At 69.5% G+C, this 5921-nt stretch carries 6 protein-coding genes; 1 reads left to right on the top strand and 5 read right to left on the bottom strand.

Going from position 1 to position 5921, the window contains the following annotated elements:
- Positions 1-67: 67 nt before the first annotated feature.
- Genes I3V78_RS13000 through I3V78_RS12990 form a run of 3 tightly spaced genes read right to left on the bottom strand, consistent with a single transcriptional unit; the run spans position 68 to position 2749 of the window.
- Complete coding sequence (locus I3V78_RS13000; protein ID WP_204487635.1) at positions 68-340, bottom strand: Rieske 2Fe-2S domain-containing protein; 273 nt, start codon at positions 338-340, stop codon at positions 68-70.
- Positions 337-1713: an iron-containing redox enzyme family protein gene (locus I3V78_RS12995; RefSeq protein WP_204487628.1), complete on the bottom strand. Its 1377-nt coding sequence runs from the start codon at positions 1711-1713 to the stop codon at positions 337-339. Before I3V78_RS12995 ends, I3V78_RS13000 begins: the two co-directional genes overlap by 4 nt.
- A 16-nt stretch (positions 1714-1729) precedes the next feature.
- Positions 1730-2749, bottom strand: a complete 1020-nt coding sequence (locus I3V78_RS12990) for a fatty acid desaturase family protein (protein ID WP_204487626.1) — start codon at positions 2747-2749, stop codon at positions 1730-1732.
- A 182-nt stretch (positions 2750-2931) separates the two neighbouring features.
- Here I3V78_RS12990 and I3V78_RS12985 point away from each other — a divergent pair, with 182 nt between their 5' ends.
- Complete coding sequence (locus I3V78_RS12985; RefSeq protein WP_204487624.1) at positions 2932-3624, top strand: B3/B4 domain-containing protein; 693 nt, start codon at positions 2932-2934, stop codon at positions 3622-3624.
- On the opposite strand, the gene I3V78_RS12980 is transcribed toward I3V78_RS12985, so the two are convergent.
- Together I3V78_RS12980 and I3V78_RS12975 are read right to left on the bottom strand one after the other, a co-directional pair.
- The gene (locus I3V78_RS12980) at positions 3619-4494 is read right to left on the bottom strand and encodes an arginase family protein (RefSeq protein ID WP_204487622.1); all 876 of its coding nucleotides are present in this window, start codon (positions 4492-4494) and stop codon (positions 3619-3621) included. The genes I3V78_RS12985 and I3V78_RS12980 overlap by 6 nt on opposite strands.
- 10 nt (positions 4495-4504) lie before the next feature.
- A complete protein-coding gene (locus tag I3V78_RS12975; RefSeq protein ID WP_204487619.1) occupies positions 4505-5848 on the bottom strand; it encodes an MFS transporter in 1344 nt (447 codons plus the stop codon).
- Positions 5849-5921: the final 73 nt, after the last annotated feature.

Genomic DNA, 5921 nt, shown 5'->3' with positions numbered 1-5921 from the left:
GAGGGCTTTCTACGTGAAGACGCACGGAGACTGGAGGCGGGACCGGAACGTCCAGTCCCTCGCCTGCTCAGGGCTCCGGCACGACGAGGTGGAACACCGAGCCCACGCGGACCGCGGGCACCTGGAGCCGCGCGAGATCCCGGGGCGTGTTGACGATCTCATGCCAGGGGCACGTCACACACTCGGAGGCCTCATCCCACGTCCCCAGGCTGAGGGGTCCGCCGCGGTGCTTGCAGCGGTCCTGGATGACGATCAACTCCCCGCCCTGACGCAGGCACAGGTAGCGCTCGTCGCCGACACGCACCTGGCTCCAATGACGGGCCTCCAACTGGACGATCATCCCCGCACCGCCGGGGGCGCCGCCCCCAGGAACAAGCGCGCCCCCTCCCCCACCACCCGGGCCCCCACCATGCGCCCGGCGGGCACCTGGAGGGCCTCGCCCGCCTTGAGCACGCGCGGCCGCAGATAGCCGCCGTCCACCTCCACCTCGCCCTGGGCCACGGCCAGCACCGTGTCGCGGTCACACACCTGCGGCTCGAGGAAATAGCCGCGCGGGCGCTCCTCGGCGCGCGACAGGTCCCCGGGACTCGCGGGCGTGGCCTGCCCCGAGTGCAGGGCATCGCAGAAGTCCATCTGGGCCAGGAAGTCGCGCTCGGCCACGTCGCCCAGGAGCCGGCTCGCCTCGATGCCCCGCACCATGGCGGGGATGACGGACTCGCCATAGAGCTGGACCATGGGCCGGATGAGCTTGTCGAACGCCATGCGCCGGTGGTGGATGTCGATCCCCACGTGCTCGTCGAAGTACAGCGTGTCCACGCCGTCCCGACCGAACACCGCCTTGAGCAGCTTGCTGTACTGGCGGTTGAAGTGCGGCACCACCGCCTCGATCCAGTAGAGCGCGCCCACGTACTCGAACCAGCGCGGCTTGTGGCTGGTGATCCAGTGGAAGTAGCTCGTCATCACGAGCGAGCTGGGCAGGTACCAGTAGTAGTACGTGTGGACGCGGCTGCTCAGACCCACCGACTCGAGCGTCTTCTCGAAGAGCGTCGAGTGCTTCTTGGGGTGCACCCCGTAGCCGAACTCGTCGATGAAGATCTTCATCAACTCCGAGTGCACCGGGCCGAAGTTGCCGGGCAGCGCGCGCGCCATCTGCGAGGCCTCGGAGATGAAGTCGGGCGCCACCTGCAGGAGGAACAGGCGCGCCGCCTCCTTCGGGCAGGCGGACGCTTGGACCCGGCGGCACGTCTCGCTCGGGCTGGCCTCGTAGGCCCGCAGCCGCTCGGTGCAATACGCCTCCAGCGTCTCCACCGTCCACGGCCCCTGCACGGAGAGCTCCCGCGACAGGAAGTCGAAGCAGGTGCTTTCCAGCGCGGGCCGCATCACGGCGTTGGCCGCCACGAAGCCCGGCTCGTAGAAGCCGTGGAAGGCGCGCGTGTCCTCCTCGGAGAAGCGCTCCGTCGGCAGGTAGAGGTTGTTCTGCTCGTAGACGTTGAAGAGCAGCCGGTTGAGCAGGAGCGAGCGCTGGGTGAAGAGCGTCTCGAGCCGCACGGGCTCGGCCAGGGCCTCGATGGACAGCCCCGACAGGTCCGTGGGCCGGTGATAGGGACTGGAGATCAGCCAGTCCGCCGCGGGCCGGTACGGCGCGGAGGACTGCAGACCCTTCCAGAAAGGAGCGAGCGTCTCCGCTGCGACCAGCTGGCGCGTGTCGAACATCACGGGATGGCTTCTCTCAGGGAGACACGGCGCGGATGCGAACCGGCTCCGGCTTGGGGTGGATCCAACTGCGCACCACCGAGTCCTCCCCCAGGAAGTAGCTGTCGCAGTGCGAGGCCTGGGTATAGAGGTCCACCGCCATCAGCATCCGGTGCACCTGGGGCAGATGCGCCAGGGGAATGCGCGGAAACAGGTGATGGGTGAGGTGGTAGTTGTCGTGATGCGGATGCATGAAGAAGGACAGCCAATTGCTCGGCAGGTTGCGAGTATAGCCAACGGTCGTTCCCGGCACGAGGCCCACATGGTCCGAGATCTCCGCGAAGACCTTGACCGCGTGGTACACGCTCGCCCGGGCGCCGAGCCACAGCAGCGCGAAGACCGCCGCGCCGTGGGGCCCCGCCGCCAGGGACAGCAGCCCCAGGAAGCCCAGCCACCAGCCAAGCACTTGCAGCCGCCGGGCGACGCCCACCTGCGGCAGCGTGGCCAGCATCGAGGCGCGCCACATGCGCGCGTCGAAGAAGAACCGGGTGAACACCGCCCAGGCGCCCGGTGCGGGTTGGCCAGGGGTCGGGGGCGGCAGCTCCAGGTAGTCGGGATCCTGTCCCGGCTGCCCCAGGGACGCGTGGTGCCGCAGGTGCTGGAGCCGGTAGCGCTCGTAGTCCTCGAACATCGGCAACGCGCACAACGCCATGCACACCCGCGCGTTCAGCGCGCGACCCTCGAGCATGTTGCCGTGTGACGCATCGTGCAGGAGATTGCCCAGGGCCCGTTGCCGCGAGCCCATGAGCAGCAGCGCCACCGGCGTCCAATACAGCGAGCCGTGGAAACACAGCGCCCACGCCCCGAGGATGAGCGCCCAGGTCTCCAGCAGATTCAATCCCACACGCCGCGCATCCGGCCGATGCAATGCCTGGAATCGCGCGCCGCGCCCTCCGCTCGTCATGAAGGCCCGCAGGGCCCGCACGTCATCGACCCGCAGCCCGGGGGGCTTGGAGGCTTGGCCCGGGAGCGGAATCTCCTGTGCCTGTGTCTTCAACCCGAATCCCCCGATTCTAGAGAGAGCCGCTAGAGCGGAATAAGAGGCGAGAGTCTTCTCATGCTTCGAGACGGGAAACAAGCCACGGCGAGACAGCTGACACACACACCTGTGCGCGAATGGTGGTACGAGCGGGGATTCGAGCGCGAGGGACCTTGATGCATTTGCGAGTTTCCGAAGAGATGACGCAACGCTTCCCGGAGCTGCGGATCAGCTTCGTGACGATCCAGGGCATGGACAACACGGGCGAGAGCGAGGCTTTGGCCGCGGAGCTGCGCGCGGCCGAGGCGGACTTCCGCACCCGGGTGCCGGACGAGGACAAACTGGGAGAGGACAGCCGCATCCGCGCGTGGCGCGAGGCCTACCAGGCATTCAAGGTCAACCCGAAGAAGTTCAAGCCCAGCGCCGAGGCGCTGCTGCGCCGCGTCGTGAAGGGCTCGCAGGTGCCGTGGATCAGCAAGGCCGTCAATGCCTACCTCCTGGCGGAGCTGTCCTACCTGCTGCCGGTGGGAGGCTATGACCTCCGGGGCGTCCAGGGGGACGTGGTGCTGCGGCTGTCGCCGGGCAACGAGCCGTTCAAGGCCATTGGCGCGGGCGAGGAGGAGCGCACCGACGCGGGTGAGGTGGTGTACGCGGACGACGCCAAGGTGCTCACGCGCCGGTGGAACTTCCGCGACTGCGACGCGGCCAAGGTGGAAGCGGCCTCGCGTGACATCGCCCTGTTCGTGGAGGCGCCCTCGGCCCTGGTGCGCACCGAGGACCTGGTGGGCCTCACCGAGCTCATCGGCCAGAAGATCCAGCAGTACTGCGGCGGCACCATCCGCACCGGGCTGCTCGATCCCAAGCAGGCCACGAGCATCGCCCTGCCCCTATAGGGCGGAGAACTCCTTCACCAGCCGGGCGGTGGTGAGGGCGGTGAGCTTCGCCGGATCGAAGGCGGGCAGGAACTCGGTGATGTCCATGCCCACCAGTTCGTAGCGTCCGGCGAGCGCGTGCATCAGCGCGAGCAGCTCCCGCAGGGACGGGCCACCCGGATAGGGCGCCTCCACGGCGGGCACCTCGTGGGGCGAGAGCCCATCCAGGTCGATGGACAGGAAGAGCCGGCGCGCGCCCCCGAGCTGCGCCTGGAGCGCATCGAGCACGCCCGGTAGGCCGCGCACGCAGAAGTCCAGGGCGGGGATGATGCCGGGCTTCCAGTGGGCGAGGCCCTCGCGCTCGGCCGCGTTGACCTGGCGCAGGGCCAACAGGCTCGTGCGCTCCGGGCGGATGTGCGGCAGGCGCCAGGCGTGGTGGAGGATGGAGCCGTAGAAGAGACGCTCGTCCAGGGCGCAGTCCGGATGGGCGTCGAAGTACACCACGCCGCAGTCCTCGAACGCGGCGCTCACCGCCGAGAGGGCCGCGTACTTGATGAGGTGATCGCCCCCCACGCAGATGGGCCGCTGTCCCTGGCGGAACGCGCCGAGGAAGCGCTCCCGGGTACGCTCCACCTGGACCGACGCCGGAAGACCCTCGAGCGGCAGGTTCCCCGCGTCGAAGAGCGTGCGCCCATCGGCGAGCGCCTCCGTGAGCGAGGGGGATTCGTTGTCGGCGGCCCGGACGAAGTCCGCGGTGAACACCGCGCGCGGCGTGTCCGACTGACCCCGGGCGCTCTCGGAGAAGCCCGCGCCCTGGGTGTTGGCCCCGAAGAGGACGGAGCGGGCCTGGCGCTCCTCGGCGCAGGTGGCGAATCGCAAGAGGGAGGACATACCGGGAACCTCAGAACGGATGGATGGCGGGATCGGGCGGCGCGGCGGACGGTGGCGCGGCCGTGTCGGGTCGCAGGTCGGGCCGTGACAGCAGGAGCGCGAGCGACACGCCCATGGGCATCAGTCCCAGCACCAGGAGCAGCAGCGCGATGCCGCGCCCGGGGCCCACGCCCAGCACGGCGCCCACGCTGGAGGCCAGCGCGCCCCCCGGCATCATGAGCGGCTCGAAGAGCCCGTCGGCCAGGGGACCCCCGAGCACGTAGGCCAGGGGCATGGAGGCCCAGCACACGGCCATGCGCACGGCGAAGACCCGGCCCTGGAGATCCGCGGGCACCGTGGACTGCCACAGCGCCTGACTGCACGCCGCCATGGGCGGATTGAAGAACATCATCCCGAAGCCCGCGACGGTCACGAGCAGCAGCGAGGGGTGCAGACCCGCCAGCATCAGGCACACGCCATAGAGCACGCCCGAGCCGATGATCCCGAGCAGCCGCTGACGGGGCCCGCCCCACACGCTCATCACCGCGCTGCCGCCAATCATGCCCAGGCCACAGAACCCGAGCACCCAGCCCAACCGGTCCGGGGCCTCCATGCGCAGCACCAGGGGCGTGACGAGCACCTCGGCCAGGCCGAGGGTGAAGTTGACCACCGAGAAGAAGCCCAAGAGGGACAGCAACAAGGGCCGGGCGAGGATGTAGCGCCAGCCGAAGGTGAGATTGGCCCGCCAGCCCAGGGCCCGGGCCCGCTCCCCCTCCTCGCTGCGGGGCGGCGCGGGAATCCGCACCGCGATCTCCGTGCCGAGCGCGAAGAGGAAGCTCACCAGGTCCAGCACCATCGCCGTCTCGAGCCCATACGACACGAACAGGGCACCCGCCACGGGCGGCGCGAGGGTACGCCCCGCGGCCTGGGCCAGTTGCACCATGCCGCTCGCCCGCCCGAGGTGGCGCTCCTCCACCAGCAGCGTCGTCGCCGCCGAGAACGCGGACTCCTGGAAGGCACTGGTGACGGCCGACAGGCACACCAGGAGGTAGACGTGCCAGACCTCGAGCCGACCACTCGTGTACAGCAGCAGCAGCCCCAGCGTGCAGAGCGCCGCCACCGAGTCGCTCACGATCATCACCCAGCGCCGGTCCCAGCGATCCACCAGCACGCCCGCCAGGGGCGCGAGCACCACCACCGGCGCCACCGCGCACAAGGTGATGAGCCCAAACTCGGTCACCGAGCCGGTGCGCTGATAGGTCCAGACGCCCAGGGAGAAGGCCGTCAGCCCCGAGCCCAGCAAGGTCACGAGCTGACCCAGCCACAACAACCCGAAGGCAGACATCTTGGGACGGTCGGGCGGCGGAGTCGTCATGAGGGCAGTCGGCGAGGCGGGCACTCTAGACCGCGAGAAGTGCATCCTCCAAACGCACGCGCCGGGTATGGGA

Origin of the sequence: Archangium primigenium (assembly GCF_016904885.1) — a bacterium.
Classification (GTDB): Bacteria; Myxococcota; Myxococcia; order Myxococcales; family Myxococcaceae; genus Cystobacter; species Cystobacter primigenius.
The sequence above is the reverse complement of the archived record's forward strand: the minus strand, read 5'-3'. Positions and strand labels throughout refer to the sequence as shown.

What these genes read in the sequence shown, in the direction of transcription:
- I3V78_RS13000 (WP_204487635.1), bottom strand. Translation starts at nt 340, where the DNA reads ATGATCGTCCAGTTGGAGGCCCGTCATTGGAGCCAGGTGCGTGTCGGC.
- I3V78_RS12995 (WP_204487628.1), bottom strand. Translation starts at nt 1,713, where the DNA reads ATGTTCGACACGCGCCAGCTGGTCGCAGCGGAGACGCTCGCTCCTTTC.
- I3V78_RS12985 (WP_204487624.1), top strand. Translation starts at nt 2,932, where the DNA reads ATGACGCAACGCTTCCCGGAGCTGCGGATCAGCTTCGTGACGATCCAG.
- I3V78_RS12980 (WP_204487622.1), bottom strand. Translation starts at nt 4,494, where the DNA reads ATGTCCTCCCTCTTGCGATTCGCCACCTGCGCCGAGGAGCGCCAGGCC.
- I3V78_RS12975 (WP_204487619.1), bottom strand. Translation starts at nt 5,848, where the DNA reads ATGACGACTCCGCCGCCCGACCGTCCCAAGATGTCTGCCTTCGGGTTG.